The sequence below is a fragment of the Pseudomonas guineae genome, from assembly GCF_900113745.1.
GTDB classification, from domain to species: domain Bacteria; phylum Pseudomonadota; class Gammaproteobacteria; order Pseudomonadales; family Pseudomonadaceae; genus Aquipseudomonas; species Aquipseudomonas guineae.
Genome location: NZ_FOQL01000001.1, coordinates 734,941 through 755,126, shown reverse-complemented (window position 1 = coordinate 755,126; position 20,186 = coordinate 734,941). Strand labels below are relative to the sequence as shown.

Sequence of the window (20,186 nt, the reverse complement as noted above, 5' to 3'; positions counted from 1 at the left end):
TATGGCTCATGTGCAACTCAAGGTCGTATCCAATGCGCAGGTTTTACTGGTGGTGGATGATCGCCCGGAAAATCTAGAAGCCATGGAAGCCCTGTTGGACGACGGCGATTGGCAATTGCGTTGCGTAGACTCAGGCGAAGCCGCCTTACAGTGCCTGCTCGAAGAGGACGTCGGCCTGGTCCTGCTGGACGTGCAGATGCCGTTTATGGATGGTTTCGAAGTCGCCCGCCTGATGCGTGGCAATCCGCTTACGCGCTACACCCCGATCATCTTTATCTCTGCCATCGCCCACACTCAGGATTCGGTACTTAAGGGCTATGCCACCGGTGCGGTGGATTTCATGCTCAAGCCGTTCGATCCCAGTGTATTGCGCCACAAAATCCAAGCCCTGCTGGAGCGCGAACGCAATCGCAGCGAATTGCTGCAGCTGACCCAGCAGCTGGATACGGCTCGGGCTTTTAATGCCTCGGTACTGGACAACGCTGCCGAAGGCATCATGGTGGTGGGTGAAGATGGCCGCATCAGTTTTGCCAACCCGGCTATGGCGCGCATGCTTGAATGCCAGGTCAGCGATTTGCAAGGTAAGGAGATGCTTTCTTATCTGGTCACCCCACACGTGGTATGCGAGTGGCGCATGTCTGAGTTTTATCGGCAGTGGCGGCGCGGTGAAACCTACCGCCTGCATGACGCTTATTTACGCACCATAAGCGGAGGCGAGGTGCCGGTGGCGCTGTCCTGTTCGCCGTTGCCGCGCCTGCAGCATGCGATGGTGATCATGGCGTTGGACATGTCGGTTGTGCGTCATTTGCATCGGCAATTGGAATCCCAAGCGATTACCGACAGCTTGACCGGCCTACTTAACCGGCGTGGCTTTTATCAGGCGCTAGAGTCGGCGCTGTCGCGTATTGATCGTTGTGGACATCGTATGGCCGTGCTCTACCTCGACCTGGATGGTTTCAAGCGGATCAATGACTCACTCGGTCACGATGTTGGTGACCTCCTTTTAAAGCGGGTTGGCGAACAGCTCAAGGCCAGCCTGCGCTCCTATGACAGCCTGGCACGGATCGGCGGTGATGAATTCACCGCCTTACTTGATAGCCTGGACCATCCGGAAGATGCCGCACGGATTGCCGAGAAGCTGATTGAGCAAGTTTCGGTACGACATACGCTCGACGGTATTGATGTAACCCTGGGCGCGAGCGTAGGTATTGCTTGCTTCCCTGAGTGTGGGCAAAGCGTCGAAACCTTGCTACGCGCAGCAGATATGGCCATGTACGAGGCCAAACGTGCGGGTCGCCAGCAATATCGTTTCTTCTCCCCTGAGATGAATGGCCGCGCGCGTTCACGGTTGATGCTCGAGGAAAGCTTGCGTTCGGCCATCGAAAATGACGACTTTATACTGGTCTATCAGCCGCAAATTCACCTTGAAAGCGGTCGTCTACGCGGTTTCGAGGCCCTGCTGCGTTGGCAGCATCGGGTAGCGGGGACCATTGCCCCCGGAGTATTTATCCCACTGCTTGAGGAAACGCGACTGATTAACCGCCTGGGCAGCTGGATATTCCGTGCTGGGGTTGAGCAGTGTCGGCAAATGAGCCGGCGTTATGGCAACGAGTTGGTGATCAGCCTGAATGTCAGCCCTGTGCAGTTTGGCATGCCGCAGCTGGTCGATGATCTACGCTGGGTATTGGACGAGCATCAGCTGACCCCGCAGCAGCTGGAGGTGGAGGTGACTGAAAGTGCGTTGATGCAAAATCTGGAAACCAGCCAGGAGCAGCTGCGTCAGCTACGACAGCTCGGGGTGAAAATTGCCATTGATGACTTTGGTACGGGCTACTCGTCATTGGCCTACTTGCGCCATTTTGAGCTGGATACGCTGAAGATCGACCGGCTGTTCATCAGCAGCATGCTCGAGTCGCCCCGCGATGCAGCGGTGGTCAGTACCATCATCGATCTAGGGCGGCATCTTGGGCTGGAAGTGATCGCCGAAGGCGTGGAAACCATGGCTCAGCGCGATTGGCTGGTGCAGCACGACTGCGCGATTATGCAGGGCTTTCTGGTTGCACCGGGGCTGAGCGTCGAGCAGGCCATGGCTTTCCCCGCACAGGTGGATTGGCACAACCTACCACTCAATGAAAAGCCCGTCGGGTAGGCAGGTTTGAGTTAACGGTGCACAGTCCTCAGCGAGCTGGATAACGCTGCTTCAGCTCATCCAGTTGCGCGTCCTTATCTACCCACAGCTGATTGACCCACTGCTGAAATTGCAGGCGGTAGGCGTCGTCCTGATCGTAGTTGCCACCAATAAACTCCTTGGGGATTTGTACCTCTTCGAAGCGCACCACCACCTGATCAATCCGCCCACAGAGCAGGTCCCAGAAACCAGGGGCGCCCTGTGGGTAATGAATCGTGACGTTGACCAGGCTGTGCAGTTGCTCGCCCATGGCATCGAGTACAAAGGCAATGCCGCCGGCCTTAGGTTTGAGCAGGTGCTTAAAAGGCGATTGCTGCTGCGCGTGCTTGGCTGGGGACAGGCGTGTGCCTTCGAGGAAGTTGAACACCGACACCGGGTTAGTTTTGTAGCGCTCACATGCCTTTCGCGTGGTGGCCAGGTCCTGACCGCGTTTTTCCGGATGCTTCGCCAGGTACTCCTTGCTGAAGCGCTTCATAAAGGGAAACTCCAGCGCCCACCAGCACAGACCGATCACCGGCACCCAGATCAACTGCTGTTTGAGGAAGAACTTGAGGAATGGGATGCGGCGGTTGAGCTGGTATTGCAGCACCAAAATATCAACCCAGCTTTGGTGGTTGCTGGTCACCAGGTAAGAGTGCTGCTTGTCGAAGCCCTTCAGCCCTTCGACCTGCCATTCGATATTACCCACCAAGTGCATCCAGAACTTGTTGGTGGAAATCCAGAACTCGGCAGTTGCATGCATGGCCGCACGCAGCAGGCGATGAACCTGTGGAATCGGCAGGAGAAACTTGAGCAGGGCACCAACGAATAGCGGCCAGCAGCAAATCAGAGTGTTTAGGGCGAGTAGCAGGCCTGCAATCAGGCCGCGCAGTGGCGCTGGGAGAAAGTGCAGCATGGGGGCCGGTGTCTCCAAAAACAGGGCGTGTGCCCCGATGTGTTTAAGTCTGTGGTTTTGCACCGCAGATCGGTCGGCGCACAGATTAACGCCTGTTTACCGAACTGCAAACCACACGAGGCGCTGTTTATCCCCGCAGTTCGTGGCTTTTCAGTGCTATTACCCGGCCAGGGCGGTGTTTTGTCGGCCCTGGCCACGCTTTATTAGGGCAAGTTGGCGGCCTGAATCACGGTCAGGGCAATGGTGTAGACGATGTCGTCAACCAGTGCACCGCGGGACAGGTCGTTCACCGGTTTGCGCAGACCCTGCAACATGGGGCCGACACTGACGCAGTCGGCGCTGCGCTGCACCGCCTTGTAGGTGGTGTTGCCGGTATTCAGGTCGGGGAAGATAAATACCGTGGCACGACCGGCTACCGGGCTGTTAGGCGCCTTTTGCCGGCCGACACTTTCGATGGCGGCAGCGTCGTATTGCAGTGGGCCGTCGAGCAGCAGTTGGGGGTCGATGGCTCGCGCCAGGCGAGTGGCCTCGCGGACTTTCTCAACTTCCTCGCCCGTGCCAGAGTCGCCGGTGGAGTAACTGAGCATCGCCACGCGCGGGGTGATGCCGAACGCGCTGGCTGAGGCTGCACTTTGCACGGCGATTTCTGCTAGCTCAGCGGCTGTCGGGTCGGGGTTTACGGCGCAGTCGCCGTAGACCAACACCTGATCGGGCAACAGCATAAAGAACACCGATGACACCAGCTGGTAACCGGGGGCAGTTTTGATCAGCTGCAGGGCCGGGCGAATGGTGTTGGCGGTGGTGTTGATCGCTCCGGAAACCAGGCCATCGACCTCATCCAAAGCGAGCATCATGGTGCCCAGCACCACGGTGTCTTCCAGTTGCGCGGCGGCCATTGGCGCGTTTAGCCCTTTACCCTTACGCAGCTCAACCATGGGTTCGACATAGCGTTCACGGATCAGGTCAGGGTCGAGAATTTCCAGCCCTTCCGGCAGGACGATACCGTGGGCGTGGGCGACCGCGTGAACGTCCTCCGGCTTGGCCAGCAGCACGCAGCGGGCGATACCGCGCGCCTGGCAAATAGCGGCAGCCTGCACGGTACGAGGCTCGCTGCCTTCCGGCAGGACAATACGCTTGTTTGCCGCCTTGGCCCGTTGCACCAGCTGGTAACGAAACGCCGGTGGCGACATGTGCAGCTCGCGCGGGGTGCCACAGCGGGTAAATAACCACTCGTGATCGATATGGCCCGCGACGAAGTCAGCGACCGTTTCGGCGCGCTCCTTATCGTCGACTGGGATTTCTTTGTTTAATCGGTTGAGGTTGGTTGCGGTGTCGTAGGAGCCGGTGCTCACCGTCATCACCGGTAAACCGCTCTGCAACGCGCCGCGGCACAGCTCCATGATGCGCGGGTCAGGAGCAAAGTCGCTGCACAACAGCAAGCCGGCCAGGGGCATGCCGTTCATGGCTGCCAGGCTGGCGGCGAGGATGATGTCGTCACGGTCGCCGGGTGTTACCACCAGTGTGCCGGGCTTGAGCAGCTGCACGGTATTGGCCACCGCACGGGCGCAAAGCACAATTTTAAGCATGCGCCGTTGTTCGTAATCGCCGGCATTGAGGACGCGCGCGCCGAGCAGGTCGGCAATGTCGCGAGTGCGTGGGGCGTTCAACTCGTCCTGCCAGGGGATGCAGCCAAGCAGGCGGAAGTCATCGCTCTTGAACAGTGACGAGAGTTCTTTCAGGCGACTGGCGAAGGCCTCAATGCCATCTTCGCTGCGTACCTTGTTAAGGATCACGCCTAATACTTTGCTGTCTTTTGGGCCGCCAAATAGCTGGGCCTGGATTTCCACCCGATCAATCAGTTCAGTAAGGTTTTCCTGCTCTGGGGCGGAAACCAGAATCACCTCGGCATCCATACTCTTGGCCAGATGAAAGTTAACCCGCGCGGCATAGCTGGCCTGGCGCGTCGGCACCATGCCTTCGACGATGATCACGTCTTTGCCGGCAGACGCCTCTTGATAGAGGCTGATGATTTCCTCAAGCAGTTCATCCAGCTGGCCATCGCCGAGCATGCGTTCGACATGCGCCAGGGCCAGTGGTTTGGGTGAGTGCAGGCCGTGGGTGCGGGCGATCAGCTCACTGGAGCGTTCCGGGCCCATGTCACCCTGATGCGGCTGGGCGATGGGCTTGAAGAAGCCGACCTTGAGTCCAGCGCGCTCTAGGGCACCGACCAGGCCCAGACTGATCGAGGTCAGGCCGACACCGAAACCGGTGGGGGCAATAAAAAAGGTGTGCATAAGGGCTCCGTTCAGGCGTCGAGTAACGCCAGGGTATCGAGGGCGATCTGTCGTTCTTCGTTGGTCGGCACCACCAGCACGCGCGGGTGACCATGGGCCTGGATCGGACCGGCCGCGCCGCGCACGGTGCTGGCGTTGGCCTGATCGTCGAGGCTCAGGTTGAGTAGCTTGAGGTGGGCGACGGTCTTGCGGCGAATGAGCGCGGAGTTCTCGCCGATGCCGCCGGTAAAAATCAGCCCGTCGAGCTGTGGCAGTGCGCAGCTCATGGCGGCCAGGGATTTGGCCAGGCGGTAGCAAAACACCTCAATGGCCAGCGTCGCGCCGGTATGGCCTTGTTCGCGAGCTTGCTCCAATGTGCGCATGTCATTGGACAGGCCAGACAGACCCAGTAGACCGCTTTCCTTGTTTAGCAGGGTTTCGATCTGCTCCAGGCTCCAGCCCAGAGTCCGTGCCAGATGGCTGTGCAGGTTAGGGTCGACATCGCCGCTGCGCGTGCCCATTACCACACCTTCCAGTGGCGTCAGGCCCATGCTGGTGTCGCGGCTTTGGCCGTCGACAATGGCACAGGTTGAACAACCGTTGCCCAGGTGTGCGACCAGCCAGCTGCTGGCCGTAAACGCCAGCCCGGTCATCTCGGCAGCGCGCTGGCTGACAAAACGGTAGCTGGTGCCGTGAAAGCCATACCGGCGCACGCCGTGTTCGCGGTACAGCGGCTCGGGCAGGGCATAGCGATAGGCGTGTTCGGGTAGGGTTTGGTGGAATGCGGTATCGAATACGGCCACTTGCGGCAGGCTCGGGAACAGCTTAATGGCGGCGTCTATACCGAGTAGGTTGGCCGGGTTATGCAGCGGAGCTAAAGTGGCGGTGGCACGAATCGCGGCGATGCTCGCGTTATCCAGTAAGCAGGCGGCAGTGAAGTGCTCGCCACCATGCACTACGCGATGGCCAATCCCCTGCAGCTGGTCGCCAGCGGCTGCCTGAATCAGCGGTAACACTTGGGCGAGGGCGGCGCGATGGTCGGCGTGCGGCAGCAGCAGGCTCTGCTTGTTGCCATCCTGTTGCCAGTGCACCTGTGCATCGGTGCTGCCAAGCCGCTCGGCTATACCGCTCAGGGCGAATGGCTCGTGGTCTTCGTGAACTAATGCAAACTTGATCGACGAACTGCCGCAGTTAATCACCAGAATGTTGCGTGCGGGCATTTACCGCTCCTTGTTTAAATCATCCTGCGAGCGTTCTGTGCTCGCCTCGTTGGCGTCATGTTCGGTCTCACACCAGCCGCAGCGAAAGGGTTTACCCCGCTGTGCGTTGCGCTGTGTGGCATCCAGCACCCAGGCGCGGTTTTGCCAAGGCGGTTGATGGCGCAAGTGCTGGGTATGGCCGCAGGACAATACTGCCAGCCAATCGCCGTGCTCATCCTGACGAAAATCAAGCACGCGCGCTAATGTCATGCACGGCCGTCCGTCTGTGTCCGGTTCGCTTTCATGCGCGCCCTTCGGTAAACTTGCCCGCTCTTTATTTTCAAGCAAAAGGTCCTGCCCCATGCTGATCGCCGCCAACAAGGCCGTCTCCATCGACTATACCCTGACTAACGATGCCGGTGAGGTGATCGATAGTTCCGCAGGCGGCGCGCCGCTGGTTTATCTGCACGGTGCTGGCAACATCATCGGCGGCCTGGAAAAAGCCCTGCTGGGTAAGCAGGTTGGCGACGAGCTGGACGTTGCAGTCGAGCCTGAAGACGCCTACGGCGAATACAGCGCTGAGCTGGTCGCGACCCTCAACCGTTCGATGTTCGAAGGTGTCGATGAGTTGGAAGTCGGTATGCAGTTCCACGCTTCCGGTCCGGACGGCGGCATGCAGATTGTCACCATCCGTGACCTCGACGGCGATGATGTAATCGTTGACGGCAACCATCCTTTGGCTGGTCAGCGTCTGCACTTCAAGGTCAAGATTGTTGAAATACGTGATGCCAGTGAAGAAGAAGTTGCCCATGGCCATGTCCATGGCGAAGGCGGTCACCAGCACTAAGTTTCAGCCCTATGTCGGCGCTGGTATTCGACTTATGGTCGTAACAACTGCCGCCTCGACTGCTAAGCTGAAATAGAACAAAGGCACCTTCGACAGGTGCCTTTTTTATGGCCTGCCATCTATTGGGCCAAACTGCGGGGCGTCGCTGGGCGACGTTAAAAATGGCGCTTAGCCGTTTTTTCTCCATCACGCCTAACCTGTGTGTTCTCAAGGAGTTAACCATGAGTGCCTTTCACGACCTCAACCTGCGCGCACTGGATGGTCAAGAGTTGCCGCTGGCACCCTTTAAGGGGCAGGTGGTGTTGGTGGTTAATGTGGCCTCCAAGTGCGGCCTGACGCCGCAATACGCGGGGTTAGAAACGCTCTATCAGCACTACAAAGACCAAGGGTTCAGTGTGCTGGGCCTGCCCTGCAACCAGTTTGCCGAGCAGGAACCGGACAGTGAGAGCGCCATCCGTGAGTTCTGCAGCCTCAACTACGGCGTCAGCTTTCCTATGGCCAGCAAACTGGAGGTGAACGGCGCAGAGCGCCATCCGTTGTATCGCTTGCTGGCGGGCGAGGGGGCCGAATTTCCCGGTGATATCACCTGGAATTTCGAGAAATTTTTGGTCGGCCATGACGGTCGCGTGCTGGCGCGTTTTTCGCCGCGCACCAACCCCGATGATCCGAGCATCATTCAGGCTATCGAAAAGGCATTGGCCTAACAGGCCATTTGCGCCAGGCTGCGGACTTAGCCAGCACATGGCTTGTCCATAGCCACGCATCACGGCTTAATTGGGGCGATCTGCTAAGGATGCCCTGATGAGTCTTTTCCCTGTCGACCCTGTCACTCCCCCCGCCACTCCCGCCGCGCTGCGTGAGCTGATCGAGAATCGCCGCTCGGTACGCCGATTTACCGCCGAAGCAGTACCTGATGATGTGGTGCGCGACTGCCTGGAGCTGGCGGTTCTGGCGCCCAATTCCTGTAACCTGCAACCCTGGAGTTTTCAGGTGATTCGCGATCCCGCGCTGCTGGCGCGCTTACACCCGATTTGTATGAGCCAGAACGCTGCCAAGGCACCCTTGATCATCGCCGTGCTGGCGCGGCCGGATACCTGGAAACAGGCCTGCCAGAACATCATCGACTACTGGCCTGAGCCCGAAGTGCCCGCGCGGATTCGCAACTTCTATAACAAAACCGCACCCTTTCAATACAACCAAGGGCCGTTCGGCCTGCTGGGGCTGTTCAAACGACAGCTGTTGCGTGTTGCCGCCTGGCGCAAGCCGCTGATGCGGGCGCCCAATAGTCGTGCACAGATGCGTATCTGGGCGGTGAAATCCACGGCCTTGGCGGCGCAGAACCTAATGCTGGCCTTCCAGAGCCATGGCTACGCCACGTGCCCGATGGAAGGCTTCGATGAAGTGCGTTTGCGCAAAACCCTGGATATTCCGCGCGAGGCCTTGCCGATTATGTTGTTGGCGGTGGGCAGGCAGGATGCGAAGGGCGTGTACAACCCGCGTCTGCGCTTTCCCTTGGAGCAGCACGTTACCTGGCTCTAGGTAAGTTCTTAGAGTACGCCGGCTTTCTTCCAAGCCAGATAGCTGCTCACGAGTTGCGGCCCTAACTCACTGGGGCGTGCATCCAGCACCGGTACTTTGTTGGCAAGCAGGCGTTCGTGCAGGCTGGCGCGGGCATTCAGGTAATCCAGAGTGCCGCAGTAATCCAGTGCGCTGGATACATCTTGCACGGGAGCTTGCCGCAGGGTATCCAGCACTTCTTCACGCAAGCTGGCGACCAATACGCGATGCTGGCGGCCCAGGCGTTTGACAGCACCGAGCAGGGCCTGATCATCCTCATCGCGCAAGTTGGTCACCAGCACCACCAGGGCGCGACGGCGCTGACGGCTAAGAAAATTCTCCACCGCTGCACTGAAATCGGCCGGCTGCTGGGTGCTGTGGAGGTCGTACAGGGCATTGAGCAGTACATTGAGCTGCGCTTGCCCTTTGACCGGTGCAATAAAGCGTTGCGGGTCGCTGGCAAAGGTTGAGAGCCCAACGGCATCGCCCTGGCGCAGCGCCACGTAACTGAGCAGCAGGCAGGCGTTGAGGGCGTGATCAAAGTGCGAGAGCTCGCCGTCTTGGCTGCGCATGCGCCGACCGCAATCGAGCAGGAAGATAATCTGCTGGTCGCGCTCATCCTGATATTCGCGAGCAATCGGCGTGCGTTTACGTGCGGTGGCCTTCCAGTCAATCTGCCGCAGGGTGTCACCGTCGCGAAATTCGCGCAGCTGATGAAACTCCTGGCCGAGGCCGCGGCGTTGTTGCTGACGCACGCCGAGCTGGCTGATCCAGTCATCTACGGCCATCAACTGCGCGCCATACAACCGAGCGAAGTCCGGGTAAACACGGGTTTCCCCGGCCAGCGGTAAATAGCGCCGAGAACGCCACAGGCCCATAGGGCTGGGCAAGCTGACTTCGCACTGGGGGAAGTGCAAGTGCCCACGTGACAACGGCCGCACGCGGTAGCTGACTTGGGTTTGCTCTCCAGGGTGTAGATCAACCTTGAGCGGCAGGTGCTCGAAGGCCATATCGCCGGGCAGGTGGTCAAATACCTCCACCTGCAATGAATGACTGTAGTTATGGTGCAGCGTCAGGCGCACCTCGCTCCAGCGGCCCAAAGGCAGATTGCCGGGCAGCTGGCGCTCGATGCGTGGCGAAGCCACCTGGCGCACGCGCAGGGCGTCGATCAAAACAAGGCCGAGCAGCACCAGCAGCAGGCCCCAGTAGATCGGGCTAAAACTGCGTGGCACAGCAATACCCAAGGCGCTGCAGATACCCAGTAACGTACCGAGGATAAACAAGCCGATCAGTAACCTGAGCAGCGTGCGCGATGGTTTCATGCCGTAGCGCCTTTCAATGCGAGCTTCATAGGCGCGGTGCCGGAACCTGGCTGAGCAGCTGTTGCAGCACCTGATCGACCGACAGGCCTTCGATATCCAGCTCCGGCGACAGGCGTACACGGTGACGCAGTACGGCCAGGGCGCAGCCTTTAATGTCATCCGGCAGAACGAAATCACCGCCGCGCAGCAGGGCACGGGCACGTCCGCAACGTACTAAGGCAATCGAGGCGCGTGGCCCTGCGCCGATCGCCAGGCCTGGCCAGCTGCGGGTGGCGCGGGCAATGCGCACGGCGTAGTCGAGCACCTGCTCATCAATCGGTAAGTCGCTGGCTATTTTCTGCAGCGCCAGTACGTCGCGGGCTTGCAGCAGGGTGCGTAGCGGCGTGACTTCGAGCATGTCGGCTTTGCTTGAGCGCGCCACCTGGCGAACCATGTTCAGCTCTTCGTTCTGCTCGGGGTAGTCCATGCGCAGCTTGAGCATAAAGCGGTCGAGCTCGGCTTCTGGCAGCGGGTAGGTGCCTTCCTGCTCGATGGGGTTCTGCGTGGCCAGCACCATAAACGGCAGCGGCACATTCAGGGCGCGCCCTTCCAAGGTCACCTGGTGCTCCTGCATCACCTCCAGCAGTGCTGCCTGGGTTTTAGCGGGCGCGCGGTTGATCTCATCGGCCAGCAGCAGGTTGGTGAACACCGGACCCTTGCGCAGCTTGAACTGCTCGCTCTGCAGGTCATACACGGCGTGACCGGTGACGTCGCTGGGCATCAAGTCTGGGGTGAACTGAATGCGTGAGAACTCGCCGCCAAAGCAGCGCGCGAGCGCACGCACCAACAAGGTTTTACCCAAGCCGGGCACGCCCTCGACCAACACGTGACCGCCGGCGATTAAGGCGCTGAGGACGTCATCGATCACTGCTGTCTGGCCGATCAGGGCTTTCTGCAGTTCGGCACGCAGTACCTGCGCCAACTGGCTGGCACGTTGGCGCTGGGTGTTGGGGGGCGTCACTGCGGCAGCCGCTTTGCTCGGCGCTATTGGCTCGGGTGCGGCAGCCGGCATTTCAGTGGCGTCTGGCTCGGCGGCTACGGCTGTCGGTTCCATTTCGCTGTCTGGCTGTTCGGGGGTGTGTTCGCTAAATGGATCTGGAGTCTTAACTGTTAGATACGTTTTATCTTCCATAAATCAACAATTTACCTAATCTAACGGTTTTAACGTTTCTGCTTAGCAGAACGAGTGAGTGGCTGCCACCCGGTGCCGAATAAATCTAACTATTTGGTTTTCTTGCAGCCAGGGTTACCACCTTACGGTCGCTTATCTTAGCCTTAAGCACACGGTTCTCGTCCAATATGACTTCGTTGATTGATGCGAGATTTGCGACCTTGGCCCTCAACTCTTTTCTATCTGGGCGGTAGGTTTTAGATTTCTTGCGCTCAGCTATCAAGTCCTGTTGCTTCACCGCACGCATTACGCGACTGGAACGGCCCATAATCTCGCGGGCAGCTTCGGCAATTTTTGGGTAGTAATGTTGTGGCTCAATGATTCTGGACATCCCGATAGGGCGTTAAGCTTCGCCCAGTAATGAGGTGTTTACATGATCAGGAGATATTCAGTACAGATTTCAAGCTTGAAGCAGTAGGCCTGGTTTTGGACCAAGGCTATTCCACATCAAAAGCTTGTAAATCGATGGGCTTAGGCCCGACAGCGTTACGTCGATGGGCAGAGCAACTGCGCAGTGAGCATGGCGACACACCGACACTCTTTTTTATGGCTGTTCTGCACTCGACTAGATGCTTTCAGTTAGGTTGGCAGACATTGCTGAAGTGCGGCTGCAACCAAGCGAACTTGCTTGATAAAGTTATATATCGCCTCAAAGAGCATCGCGGTGCGTGTTTGATCGATGAACCTTGCTTCTGGCACAGTAGTGTTTGGTTAAGCCGCGCACTTGATCAGAATAATGCCCAGCGTCACGGTTACAGCGGCGATCAGGCGGCGGTGACCGAAGGGTTCCTTAAATAGCAGCGTGGCAATCACCGCGCCGATAATGACGCTGCTTTCGCGCAGAGCGGCGATTTTTGCCACGTTCTCCAGCGTCATGGCCCATAACACCAGGGCGTACGCCGCGCAGTAGGTCAACCCGCCAAACACCGACATGCGCCAGTGTCGGCGAACGTGTTGGCCCAGTGCCGGGCCTCGTCGCCATGCGGCGAAAAGGGGTATTGGCATGCTCAGCAGCAGAGTGAAGTACACCAGGTACTGCAGCACGCTTTCTGAGTTGCGCACGCCATGTGCGTCGATCACTGTGTACAAGGCTACGCACACGCCCGCTGCCAGTGCGTTGCGCGGTGCCTGCCAGTTCTGGGTTACGTGCAGCAAGCTGAGCACCCCGAGCGACAACACCACTACGCCGAGTATGCCAAGGGCCGGCAGCGACTCCCCCAGCCACGCGGCTGCAAATACCACTACCAGCAATGGCGGTAAGCCGCGAACAAGTGGATACACCTGACCGAAGTCGCCGAAAGCGTAAGCGCGGATTAGGAAGTAGCGATAGAAAAGGTTGACCACGATCGATAAGCCAATCACGACCCACACCTCTAATGAAGGCAGGTCCACGAAAGGTAGCAATGCCAAGGCAAGCACAAACGCTACGGCATCGACCATTGCCATCGAAGATAAGCGGTCACTGCTGGACTTGACCACCGCGTTCCAGCTGGCATGCATAAACGCCGAAATCAAAACCAATAGTGTGGCCAGGTTGGCATCTGACATGGGATTACTCGCTGAAAAGGCCAGCCCAGCATGCCCAGCATGAAGGCATCAATCTAATCGATTAAAGTTTTTTCTGTTATTGGTTTTGCTTATTAGTTGCCAGTGCCTTGGGCTGAAGAATTAGCGCACTGCGACGAATATTCCCCCACGATGTTAAGCAACATGCCTATAGGCTCATGGCGCATTTTGCGCAGTGAGTGACGAGTTCTGTTGGATCGCTCGCGGCGGGTCAATATGGCCAGTACATCCCCTCCGACTCTATACCTTGCACCACTGGCCGCAGTAGGGGAGTACTAGCTCAGCATCTCGCTGGACTTTCGCACGGTCATGCTCAAGCGTCAGGCGGCACGACTTGAAATCGCCCTGGCGCCGGAAGGTTTGTGGTTGGATCTCAACTCGGTTGCGCTCATGACGGACAGCAAAGGCCTTGAGTCGCGAAAAATTAGGAGAATTTATAAGGCGTAGGAGGGCTGCTTTACCCGAATGCCGCCATTTTCAGGTCATGGGTCTGTATAGCCAGCACCTATAGATGGCCGGACTGGTCAGTTATGTGCACTTCGCCGTCCCGTGAGGCGAAGTGCAAAGATGGCGCCTTAATCAGTGAGGCTCGATCGGACCATGTCCATAAAGGTCTCAATGATTCGTCGCGCGCCTTGAGTGCGCAGGCATACCAATGTTTCGGTCATATAACGCTGGCAATCATCGATTGGCAAAACACGCATGCTGCGGCTGCTGCCGAACTCTGCAGCAGAGACGATGCCTACCCCCAATCCAGCGGCGACCATCTCGAACACTGCCTCGCGCCCCTCTACCTCGATGGCTGGGCGCAATCTTGCGCCGACGCGCAGCATCTCGTCTTCGATGCTTTGCCGGGTCATTGAGCCACGTTCGCGTAACACCAGCGGTGTGTCGTCGAGGTCGGCCAGAACGATAGATTCGCGCTCGGACCAGGGATGCCCTGGGCCGACAAAAGCCACCAACGGTGCCGTACTGAGTACTTGGGTCAACAGGCTTGGGTCTTCGATCGGTCGGCCTAGTACGGCGAAGTCGGCCTTGAACTCGAACAGCCGGGCCAACGCCTCGTCGGTATTGCCGGTCACCACGCTGAAGCGAATGCCCGGGTAACGTTCGTTGAACCGGGCGATAAATGGCAGCACATGCACCGGCGAGTCGACCGCCAAGGTCAGGCTGCCAGTTTGTAAGGCCTGTGAGCTGGACAGCAGTTCTTGCGCCTCGGCCGCTACGGCATACAGGCGCTGGGTAATGCCCAGCAACTGCTCGCCCAGGTCAGTCAGTTGCACCGAACGCTTAGTGCGGTTGAACAGCAGCACACCGAACTGCTCTTCCAACTTGCGCACTTGGTCGGAGACCGCCGGCTGGCTGAGAAATAGGCGCTCCGCTGCGCGGGTGAAGCTGCCTTGCTGGGCCACCGCATGAAAGGCCCTTAGCTGCGCGTGTGATACCGCCATGAATACTCCATTAATAGCCTTGGCTTATTTTAGAAATACTATAAATCGATTTTATTTATTAGCTATAACTTGTTTTTATCTGTTCCAGCACGGCGTACCGCCGCCTCAATACCCGCTGGAGACGATCATGAGCAAAGCTGAATTTCCCATCGCCCGCCCTGCCCTTAACGCACCTGCCCTAGGCGAACCGTACCTGCTCACCCCAGGTCCACTGACCACCTCGCTGGCCACCAAGCAAGCCATGCTAAGTGACTGGGGCTCTTGGGACGCCGATTTCAACCGCATCACTGCTGAAATCCGCCAGGGCTTGCTCGCGATGGCCGGTGTGCATGACGACAGCTACGCCTGCGTGCCGCTGCAAGGCAGCGGCACCTTCGCCGTGGAAGCTGCGCTGGCCACCGCAATCGCGCGTGATGGCAAAGCTCTGGTGTTGATGAACGGCGCCTACGGTAAACGCGCCACGCAAATTCTCGACTATTTGGGCCGCGACTATATTGCCCTGGACAAGGGCGACTACCTGCCGCCGCAGCCGGAAGAAGTGGCCGAATTACTTGCTGCCAACCCCGACGTCACCGACGTGTTCTTGGTTCACTGCGAAACCAGCTCGGGCATTCTCAACCCGCTGCGCGAGATCGCCGACGTGGTCAAGGCGCATGGTAAGGGGCTGATCGTCGACGCCATGAGTTCCTTCGGAGCGGTTCCGCTGACCGTCGATGAGATCCCCTTCGACGTCATGGTGTCCTCGGCCAACAAATGCATCGAGGGCATCCCCGGCTTCGGCTTCGTCATCATCCGCCGTACGTTGCTAGAGCAGTCAAAGGGCCGTGCCCACTCGCTGAGCCTGGACCTGCTAGAGCAGTGGCAGTACATGGAGCGCACCGGCCAGTGGCGCTTCACACCACCGACCCATAGCGTCGTGGCCTTCCGCAAAGCGCTCGAACAGCACGTGGCTGAAGGTGGGGTTACCGGCCGGCAGATGCGTTACACCAACAATCGCAATGTCCTGGTCAGTGGCATGCGCGACCTCGGCTTCCAGACCCTGCTGGAAGATCGCTGGTTGTCGCCGATCATCACCACCTTCTTCAGCCCGGCCCACCCAAACTTTGAGTTCAAGCGTTTTTACGACGAGCTCAAAGCCCGCCAGTTCCTGATCTACCCCGGCAAGTTGACCACCGCCGAGAGCTTTCGCATCGGCTGTATTGGCCAGATCGACGAACGCATTGTCGCTCAGTTACTGCGCGCCATCGCTGATGCCCTCGCGGTTATGGGCGTAGATACGTGCCAACCCGCTGCCTGAGAAACGCGCTCGCCATACACCTTGAGTACCTGTAATACGGAGCCGACTCGCAGCGTTCGATCCAGCTTAGTGACACCGCACTTCGTCGAGCGGTGTCACTAAGCCACGCAGCAGCGTAGGAAAGAAACTGTGATTCGTTGGTCCCGATTCATCTGGATATACCCGTTCGCGAGAACGGCGAAAGAAGTGCTTTTAACAACAACAAATTGCACGTCATCGAACTGCAAGCACATTAAATTCAGAGGACCGCAGCATGAATCATTCGACAAGCCCCTCACCCTTTAACCTCGGCAGCCTTAAGCGCTGGCGACTACAGATATTTGCCATCACCTGGTTGGCTTACGCCGCGTTCTACTTCACCCGTAAGGCCTTCTCAGTGGCCAAGCTGGGCATCGGCGATGACCCGGATTTTATGATGGAAAAATCCGTCATGGCCAACCTAGACGCCCTGTACTTGGGCGCCTACGCCATCGGTCAATTCACCTGGGGCATTCTCGCCGACCGCTTTGGTCCAAGGGTCGTGGTACTCGGCGGCCTGCTGATTTCGGCCGCCGCCGCGGCGATCATGGGCACCTTCGCCACACTGCCGATCTTCGCCACCATGATGGTGGTTCAAGGCTTGGCCCAGTCTACGGGTTGGTCCGGGCTGTGCAAAAACATTGGCAGCTTCTTTTCCACTGAGGAGCGCGGTCGCGTACTTGGCTGGTGGTGCACCTGCTATGCCTTCGGCGGTCTCGTGGCTTCGCCCTTCGCCGGTTGGATGGCCTATGAGGTCTATGGTGATTGGCGCGCGGCGTTTATCGCCACCGCCGCAGTAGTCGCCTCAGTCGCCGTATTGTTTTTCATCTTCCAGCGCAACACACCACAGGACGTTGGTCTGCCCCCAATCGAACCTTTGGCCGAAACGGCCGACGGCACTGTCCTGGCGCATCCCAGCTTCCTTTCCTGCCTGAAAACCATCCTCAAGAACCGCACGGTGCTGGTGCTTGGCCTGGCCTACTTCATGCTCAAGCCGGCGCGTTACGCCATTCTGCTGTGGGGCCCGGTGATGGTTTACGAGCGTATGCCGGAGATCGGCAAAATCGCTGCCGCCGTGGTGCCGACCGCCTTCGAGGTCGCAGGCCTGGCCGGGCCGATCCTGATCGGCGTGATTTCAGACAAGGTGTTTGGCGCCCGCCGCTTCCCTGCCTGCGTAATCAGTCTGCTGGCATTGACCGTGAGTCTGGTGCTCTTCGTCCCGGCCATGAACACAGGCAGCGTGCTGGTAGTGGTTGCCTTGCTGTTCATGATGGGCCTAACCCTGTATGGACCGGACTCGATGATCAGCGGCGCCGCTGCTATCGACTTCGGCAAGGAAACCTCCGGTACCGCCGCGGGCTTCGTCAACGGTTGCGGCTCGATCGGCGCAGTGCTCGGCGGCCTGCTGCCCGGCTACTTCGACACCGAGACGGTATTCCTTTGCTTCACCGCCTCCGCTGTGGTTGCCATCGTAATCATGCTGCCGTTCTGGAACAGCCGACCAAGTGCCAAGCCAAACAGCGAACCCTTTATCCCCAGCCGTGACATTAGCAACGCACCGGTCAAGGCCTGAACCCACTAACCACTCGCCCTCTTTCGGCAATTAATTGGAGTTACTCACATGAACTACCAAACCCCCGACCAACTGCAAGCCATCATCCTCGACTGGGCCGGTACGGTCGTCGACTTCGGCTCCTTCGCGCCGACCCAGATTTTCGTTGAGGCCTTCGCCGAATTCGGCGTCGAGGTCAGCCTGGCTGAAGCCCGCGGCCCGATGGGCATGGGTAAGTGGGACCATATTCGCACCCTGTGCAATGAGCCGCAGATCGCCGAGCGTTACCGCGCCGCTTTCGGCCGACTGCCTACCGACGAAGATGTCACAGCCCTCTACGAGCGCTTTATGCCGCTGCAAATCGAGAAAATCGCCGTGCATTCGGCTCTGATTCCCGGCGCCCTGGAGACCATCACTGCTCTGCGTAAAACAGGCCTGAAAGTTGGCTCCTGCTCTGGCTACCCGGCCGTGGTCATGGAGAAGGTGGTGCAGTTGGCCGAGCGTAATGGCTATGTTGCCGACCACGTTGTCGCGACCGATGAAGTCCCCAACGGCCGTCCGCACCCGGCTCAGGCCCTGGCTAACGTGATCGCCCTAGGCATCAGCGACGTCGCCGCTTGCGTCAAGGTCGACGACACCTGGCCAGGCATTCTTGAAGGCCGTAGCGCCGGCATGTGGACCGTAGCCCTGACCTGCTCCGGCAACGCACTTGGCCTCACGTACGAACAGTTCCGCGCCCTACCGGAAGAGAAACTGGCACAGGAGCGCGCCCGCATCGGCCAGATGTTCGAGCCCTCACGCCCGCATTACCTGATCGACACCATCAATGATCTCCCGGCAGTACTTGAAGACATCAACGCTCGCCTCAAGCGCGGTGAAACTCCGCAGGGCGCCTAACCCAGGCGCGCGGGAGCCGCAGAGGCCACTCGCGCCGCCTGTTTTGCACATCTTCTCTAGCGCGGTCGCGACCATCAAAATGGCCGGCCAGCGCCCCCGATTACTCCGAGAGGTCGTCCACCATGATTTACCCCAAACCCGGTACACCAGGCGCACTTATTAACCTAAAGCCGCGCTACGGTAATTTTATAGGTGGCGAGTTTGTCGCCCCAGTCAATGGCCTGTACTTCACCAACACCAGCCCGGTGGATGCCTCGGTGATCGGCGAATTCCCCCGCTCCAGTGCTGAAGATATCGAGCTGGCGCTGGACGCTGCCCACGCCGCGGCCGATGCCTGGGGCAAGACCTCGGTGCAGGATCGTTCGCTGGCATTGTTGAAAATTGCCGACCGCATCGAGGCTAACCTTGAACTGCTGGCCGTCGCTGAAACCTGGGACAACGGTAAGGCTGTGCGCGAGACGCTGAACGCCGACGTACCGCTGGCCGTTGACCACTTCCGCTATTACGCCGGTTGCATCCGCGCCCAAGAAGGCAGCGCCGCCGAAATCAACGAGCACACCGCCGCTTACCACTTCCACGAGCCGCTGGGCGTGGTTGGGCAGATCATTCCGTGGAACTTCCCACTGCTGATGGCCTCCTGGAAACTTGCCCCGGCCCTGGCCGCCGGTAACTGCGTGATCCTCAAGCCGGCCGAGCAGACGCCGCTGTCGATTACGTTGTTCGCCGAATTGGTTGGCGACCTGCTGCCACCGGGCGTACTGAATATCGTCCAGGGTTATGGCCGCGAAGCCGGCGAAGCCCTGGCCACCAGCAAGCGCATCGCCAAAATCGCGTTCACCGGTTCCACCCCGGTGGGTTCGCACATCTTGAAATGCGCGGCCGAAAACATCATCCCGAGCACCGTCGAGCTGGGCGGTAAATCGCCGAACATCTTCTTCGAAGACATCATGAGCGCCGAGCCTCAGTTCATCGAGAAGGCCGCCGAAGGTTTGGTCCTGGCCTTCTTCAACCAAGGTGAAGTGTGTACCTGCCCGTCGCGGGCGCTGGTGCAGGAGTCCATCTACCCGGCGTTCATGGCTGAGGTCATGAAGAAGATCAAGCAGATCAAACGTGGCGACCCACTGGACACCGAAACCATGGTCGGCGCCCAGGCGTCCGAGCAGCAGTTCGACAAAATCTTGAGCTACCTAGAAATCGCCCAGCAGGAAGGCGCCGAGCTGCTCACCGGCGGCGCCGTGGAGCGCTTGGAGGGTAACCTGGCCAGTGGTTATTACATCCAGCCGACCCTGCTCAAGGGCAACAATAAAATGCGCGTATTCCAGGAAGAGATCTTCGGCCCAGTGGTCAGCGTGACGACCTTCAAGGACGAAGCCGAAGCCCTGGCCATCGCTAACGACACCGAGTTCGGCCTTGGCGCTGGCCTGTGGACCCGCGACATCAACCGTGCCTACCGCATGGGTCGGGCGATCAAGGCAGGTCGGGTGTGGACCAACTGCTATCACCTGTACCCGGCGCACGCCGCGTTCGGCGGGTACAAGAAGTCTGGTGTTGGTCGCGAGACCCACAAGATGATGCTCGACCATTATCAGCAAACTAAAAACCTGCTGGTCAGCTACGACATCAACCCGCTGGGCTTCTTCTAAGAACTAGCCCGACGGCAGGCGTCGTCGGCGTCAGTGGCTTCTCTGGATTGCCGCCAGCCATGAACCCGCGTCGCTCTCGAAGCGGCGCGCGGGTATGTCAGGTCGCGGTATCGTTTGGGGTGCTGGTGAGGTACGCGCTTTGCCTCGCGGACCTCATCCGCCACTCACTCAGTAAGGTGTTTTCTCGGCCGTTTCAGGCGTTGACCTCGCTGTTGCGTACTGGCCGTTGCAAACACCGCTATCGGCGGTTTGCACGACGTGGTTCTGACAA

General features: G+C 59.0%; 18 protein-coding genes. 9 read left to right on the top strand and 9 right to left on the bottom strand.

Going from position 1 to position 20,186, the window contains the following annotated elements:
* The first annotated feature begins 1 nt into the window (after window position 1).
* Window positions 2–2,149, top strand: coding sequence for a putative bifunctional diguanylate cyclase/phosphodiesterase (locus BMZ32_RS03550; protein WP_090239667.1), 2,148 nt, complete (start codon window positions 2–4; stop codon window positions 2,147–2,149).
* Window positions 2,150–2,177: 28 nt separating this feature from the next.
* Here the strand turns inward: BMZ32_RS03550 and BMZ32_RS03545 are convergent, their stop codons facing one another.
* From BMZ32_RS03545 to BMZ32_RS03530, 4 genes are all read right to left on the bottom strand, one after another.
* On the bottom strand, window positions 2,178–3,083 hold the full coding sequence (locus tag BMZ32_RS03545) for an acyltransferase (RefSeq protein WP_090239664.1): 906 nt from the start codon (window positions 3,081–3,083) through the stop codon (window positions 2,178–2,180).
* A gap of 203 nt (window positions 3,084–3,286) precedes the next feature.
* Complete coding sequence (pta, locus tag BMZ32_RS03540) at window positions 3,287–5,377, bottom strand: phosphate acetyltransferase (protein ID WP_090239661.1); 2,091 nt, start codon at window positions 5,375–5,377, stop codon at window positions 3,287–3,289.
* An 11-nt stretch (window positions 5,378–5,388) separates the two neighbouring features.
* A complete protein-coding gene (locus BMZ32_RS03535) occupies window positions 5,389–6,576 on the bottom strand; it encodes an acetate kinase (protein ID WP_090239658.1) in 1,188 nt (395 codons plus the stop codon).
* Complete coding sequence (locus tag BMZ32_RS03530) at window positions 6,577–6,948, bottom strand: DUF3565 domain-containing protein (protein ID WP_090239655.1); 372 nt, start codon at window positions 6,946–6,948, stop codon at window positions 6,577–6,579. It abuts the gene before it with no gap.
* Here BMZ32_RS03530 and BMZ32_RS03525 point away from each other — a divergent pair.
* The 3 genes from BMZ32_RS03525 (at window position 6,917) to BMZ32_RS03515 (ending at window position 8,941) form a co-directional block, all read left to right on the top strand.
* A complete protein-coding gene (locus BMZ32_RS03525) occupies window positions 6,917–7,402 on the top strand; it encodes an FKBP-type peptidyl-prolyl cis-trans isomerase (RefSeq protein ID WP_090239653.1) in 486 nt (161 codons plus the stop codon). The genes BMZ32_RS03530 and BMZ32_RS03525 overlap by 32 nt on opposite strands.
* 221 nt (window positions 7,403–7,623) lie before the next feature.
* Window positions 7,624–8,106 (top strand): glutathione peroxidase, encoded by a 483-nt coding sequence (locus BMZ32_RS03520; RefSeq protein ID WP_090239651.1) that lies wholly within the window; start codon window positions 7,624–7,626, stop codon window positions 8,104–8,106.
* A gap of 97 nt (window positions 8,107–8,203) precedes the next feature.
* Window positions 8,204–8,941, top strand: a complete 738-nt coding sequence (locus BMZ32_RS03515) for a nitroreductase family protein (RefSeq protein ID WP_090239648.1) — start codon at window positions 8,204–8,206, stop codon at window positions 8,939–8,941.
* Window positions 8,942–8,949: 8 nt separating this feature from the next.
* Here BMZ32_RS03515 and BMZ32_RS03510 read toward each other — a convergent pair whose 3' ends face one another.
* The 3 genes from BMZ32_RS03510 to BMZ32_RS03500 form a co-directional block, all read right to left on the bottom strand.
* Window positions 8,950–10,281: a DUF58 domain-containing protein gene (locus BMZ32_RS03510; RefSeq protein WP_090239646.1), complete on the bottom strand. Its 1,332-nt coding sequence runs from the start codon at window positions 10,279–10,281 to the stop codon at window positions 8,950–8,952.
* Window positions 10,282–10,306: 25 nt separating this feature from the next.
* Window positions 10,307–11,332: an AAA family ATPase gene (locus BMZ32_RS03505; protein ID WP_090241530.1), complete on the bottom strand. Its 1,026-nt coding sequence runs from the start codon at window positions 11,330–11,332 to the stop codon at window positions 10,307–10,309.
* Between the two features lie 205 nt (window positions 11,333–11,537).
* Window positions 11,538–11,822 (bottom strand): hypothetical protein, encoded by a 285-nt coding sequence (locus BMZ32_RS03500; RefSeq protein ID WP_208598679.1) that lies wholly within the window; start codon window positions 11,820–11,822, stop codon window positions 11,538–11,540.
* A 29-nt stretch (window positions 11,823–11,851) separates the two neighbouring features.
* On the opposite strand from BMZ32_RS03500, the gene BMZ32_RS19730 reads away from it, so the two are divergent.
* Entirely contained in the window at window positions 11,852–12,289 is a 438-nt protein-coding gene (locus BMZ32_RS19730; protein WP_090239643.1) for a transposase, read from the top strand.
* Here BMZ32_RS19730 and BMZ32_RS03490 read toward each other — a convergent pair.
* Window positions 12,203–13,039, bottom strand: coding sequence for an EamA family transporter (locus BMZ32_RS03490; RefSeq protein WP_090239640.1), 837 nt, complete (start codon window positions 13,037–13,039; stop codon window positions 12,203–12,205). The two genes, BMZ32_RS19730 and BMZ32_RS03490, sit on opposite strands and share 87 nt — an antisense overlap.
* Before the next feature lie 593 nt (window positions 13,040–13,632).
* A complete protein-coding gene (locus BMZ32_RS03485; RefSeq protein WP_090239638.1) occupies window positions 13,633–14,508 on the bottom strand; it encodes a LysR substrate-binding domain-containing protein in 876 nt (291 codons plus the stop codon).
* Window positions 14,509–14,635: 127 nt separating this feature from the next.
* Here BMZ32_RS03485 and BMZ32_RS03480 point away from each other — a divergent pair, with 127 nt between their 5' ends.
* The 4 genes from BMZ32_RS03480 to exaC all read left to right on the top strand — a co-directional run bounded on the left by BMZ32_RS03480 (window position 14,636) and on the right by exaC (window position 19,915).
* The gene (locus BMZ32_RS03480) at window positions 14,636–15,805 is read left to right on the top strand and encodes a 2-aminoethylphosphonate--pyruvate transaminase (RefSeq protein WP_090239635.1); all 1,170 of its coding nucleotides are present in this window, start codon (window positions 14,636–14,638) and stop codon (window positions 15,803–15,805) included.
* Between the two features lie 253 nt (window positions 15,806–16,058).
* Window positions 16,059–17,396: an MFS transporter gene (locus BMZ32_RS03475; RefSeq protein ID WP_090239632.1), complete on the top strand. Its 1,338-nt coding sequence runs from the start codon at window positions 16,059–16,061 to the stop codon at window positions 17,394–17,396.
* Window positions 17,397–17,444: 48 nt separating this feature from the next.
* Entirely contained in the window at window positions 17,445–18,272 is an 828-nt protein-coding gene (gene phnX, locus BMZ32_RS03470; protein ID WP_090239630.1) for a phosphonoacetaldehyde hydrolase, read from the top strand.
* Window positions 18,273–18,394: 122 nt separating this feature from the next.
* The gene (gene exaC / locus BMZ32_RS03465) at window positions 18,395–19,915 is read left to right on the top strand and encodes an acetaldehyde dehydrogenase ExaC (RefSeq protein WP_090239627.1); all 1,521 of its coding nucleotides are present in this window, start codon (window positions 18,395–18,397) and stop codon (window positions 19,913–19,915) included.
* Window positions 19,916–20,186 lie beyond the last annotated feature (271 nt).